This is a genomic window from Streptomyces sp. WAC05292 (genome assembly GCF_003949955.1).
Classification (GTDB): domain Bacteria; phylum Actinomycetota; class Actinomycetes; order Streptomycetales; family Streptomycetaceae; genus Streptomyces; species Streptomyces globosus.
Window position 1 is genome coordinate 1 of the sequence record NZ_RPSE01000577.1, and the last position, 2,873, is coordinate 2,873.

A 2,873-nucleotide genomic window follows, 5' to 3' on the forward strand; every position below is an offset into this window, starting at 1 on the left:
GACCTGCGGCGACCGGGCGCCCGGCTCCCCGAACACCCCCTCGGCCGGGCAGCGGCCCCCACAACGGCCCGGGCCGCCGCCCGGCCGGGCAGCGGCCCCCGCGACCGCCCGTGCCGCCGCCCGGTCCTGCGGCCGCCCGTGCCGGTCGTGGCGCCCGTGCCGACCATGCCTGCCGGCCACGGGAACAGTCCTCGTCGGCCACCCCCGGCCGGCCGGCGGACGGCGCGTGTGCCGCGGCCCCGGCACACGCGCCCGTACCGCTGCGCACCCGTACGCGCCGGCGCAGGCCGGCCGCGCCGGAGGCGCCCTCGTGTGAGACCGTCCGCCCCCGGGGTGCGCCGGGGCGCCCCGGATGGGGCCTCAACCCCGGCCCGTCCCCCGGGGCAGACTCGGCCGCATGGACGACGACACGGACAACCACCCAGGCGCCGACGACCACGCCGTCGTGCTCGGCGGCGGAATGGCAGGCCTGCTCGCGGCGCGGGTCCTCGCAGCGCGCTTCGCCCGGGTGACCGTCGTGGAGCGGGACGAACTCCCCGACACCGGGCCGGCGTTCCGGCGCGGAGTGCTCCAGTCGCGCCACGTCCACGTGCTCTGGGCACGCGGCCTCGACACCATGGAGGAGCTCCTTCCCGGCTTCTCCGGCGAGCTGCTGGCCGGCGGCGCGTCCCTGCTGGAGTCACCCCGCGACTTCCTGTGGCTCAGCTCGGCCGACTGGTTCGGCCAGGTGCCCGGTGCGCGGCTGCTGATCGCCGGACGGGAGCTGATCGACTGGACGCTGCGCCGCGAGGTCCTGCGCGACGACCGCATCCGCATCCGCGCCGGCGTCCCTGCGGACGGCCTCCTCACCGGCCCGGACGGCCGTACCGTCACCGGCGTCCGCCTCCGCGGCGGCGAGCGGCTCCCGGCCCGCTTCGTCGTCGACGCGACCGGCCGCGGCTCCCGCGCCCCCGCCTGGCTCACCGCCCTCGGCCTGCCCGCCCCGCGGACCACCCGCTTCGACTCCCACCTCGGCTACTCCAGCCGGTACTACGCCCTCCCGCCCGACCCGGAGCGGCGCTGGCACGGCATGTACGTGCAGGGCCGCCCCGACATCCCGCGCGGCGGGGTGCTCGTACCCCTGCACGACGGGCGCTGGCTCGCCACCCTCATCGGCAACGGCGAGCACGCCCCGCCGACCGGCGACGCCGAGTTCCTGGAGTACACGCGGACGCTGCGCAGCCCGGCCCTGTACGACGCCCTGCGCGGCGCCGAACCGCTGTCCTCGCCGACCGGCTTCCGCAGCACCGCCAACGAGCGCCGCCACTTCGAGCGCCTGGACCGCTGGCCGCCGGGCTTCGCGGTGCTCGGCGACGCCGCCTGCCGCTTCAACCCCGTGTACGGGCACGGTATGACGGTGGCCGCGCTCGCCGCCGGAGCCCTGGCCGCCACCATCCGCGGCCTCACCCCGCGCGAGGTCGCCGCGGCGGCCCGCCGCATCCAGAGGCGCACCGCCGCCGTCGCGGACACCGCCTGGCAGATCGCCACCAGCGAGGACATGCGCTACCCGGGAACGGAAGGCCCGCCCGCGGACCGGGCGACGAAGGTGCTCCAGCACTACATGGCGCGGGTCGTCGCCGGCGCGAACACCGACCCGGCGCTCTCCCGACCCTTCTTCCGGGTGCTGTCGCTGTCCGAGCCGCCCGAGACGCTGCTGAGCCCGGCGACGGTCGTACGGGTGCTGTCCAAATGGCGGCTGCCCTCGGCCCCGCCGATGACGGCCGCCTACCCCGCCCACCACGGCGGCCCGCCCGCCTGAGGCCGGGGCGACGGGCCGGCGTCCCGCTACCCGGACCGGGTGGCCCGCTCGTACAGCTCCCGGGCCGCGTCGCCGAAGCGGATGCTGTAGGAGGTCCACTCGTCGCCGCCGCCGTCGCGGCCGCCGATGACGCCGATCAGGGTGCGGCCGCCTGCCAGGACGGGCCCGCCGCTCGTGCCGTTCGGGACGTCCGCGCAGTCCAGCCGCAGCTGCGTGGCCGACTCGGCGACGGCCGTGGTCGAGCAGTCCAGGGGCCGCTCGGCGCCGCCCGGATAGCCGGCGAGCCGCGCCGGCAGCGGCAGCCCGGCCCCGAACCGGACCGGGTACGCCCCGGCCGTGTCCTCCAGCCGCTCGCCGGGACGGCCGGGGCGGCGTACGCGCAGGAACGCGATGTCGTGGTCCGGGTCCTGGGAGGCGGCCCACCGGGGGTCCACGTCGATGCGGGTGGGCACCCACACGCCGTGCGGGGCCTGCCTGTCCCGGTAGCCGGGCACGAAGACGAGGTTCGTGCGGAAGCCCAGCACCGGGCGGTGCACGCAGTGCGCGGCCGTGGCCACCAGATCTCCGCCGGGCGCGTGTACGACGACGCCCGAGCAGTGGTGGGCGCCGTCGCCGTCCTCGCCGGGCGAGAACAGCGCCCCGATCGCCGGCTCGGCGACGGCGGGGCGCGCGGCGAGCGGACCGGTGGGCGCGCCGGGTGCCTCGGCCGGGCCGGGTCCCGCCGTCGGGCCGGGCGCCGCCGCCGGGCCGGAGGCTTCGCCCTGCCCGCTCCGCCCGGCCGCCGGCACCTCCCGTACGACGCCGGCGAGCAGGGCCGCGGCGGCGCGGTCGCCGTCCGCGGCGTCCGCTGCGTAGCTGCCGCGCGCCCGGTCCCCGGCCGCCGAGTGCGCGAGGATCCCGGGCAGCCCCCACGCGTACGCCGCCCCGCCCGCGGCCAGCAGCGCACCGCCCGCCCCGGCGAGGAGTCGCACGCGCCGCGGCCGCGCCCGCCGGGGGTGACCGGCGCTGCGGCCGGGCCTCTTGCTGACCATGTGGAAACTCCCGCCCGGACGGCTGCACGACCCCCGGCTCGACG

General features: G+C 78.9%; 2 protein-coding genes. One reads left to right on the top strand and one right to left on the bottom strand.

From position 1 onward, the window contains the following. Positions 1-397: 397 nt before the first annotated feature. Positions 398-1,798, top strand: a complete 1,401-nt coding sequence (locus EF903_RS31180; RefSeq protein ID WP_125548331.1) for an NAD(P)/FAD-dependent oxidoreductase — start codon at positions 398-400, stop codon at positions 1,796-1,798. 26 nt (positions 1,799-1,824) lie between these two features. On the opposite strand, the gene EF903_RS31185 is transcribed toward EF903_RS31180, so the two are convergent. Next, positions 1,825-2,829 (bottom strand): serine protease, encoded by a 1,005-nt coding sequence (locus EF903_RS31185; protein WP_125548333.1) that lies wholly within the window; start codon positions 2,827-2,829, stop codon positions 1,825-1,827. Positions 2,830-2,873 lie beyond the last annotated feature (44 nt).

What these genes read in the sequence shown, in the direction of transcription:
- EF903_RS31180 (WP_125548331.1), top strand. Translation starts at nt 398, where the DNA reads ATGGACGACGACACGGACAACCACCCAGGCGCCGACGACCACGCCGTC.
- EF903_RS31185 (WP_125548333.1), bottom strand. Translation starts at nt 2,829, where the DNA reads ATGGTCAGCAAGAGGCCCGGCCGCAGCGCCGGTCACCCCCGGCGGGCG.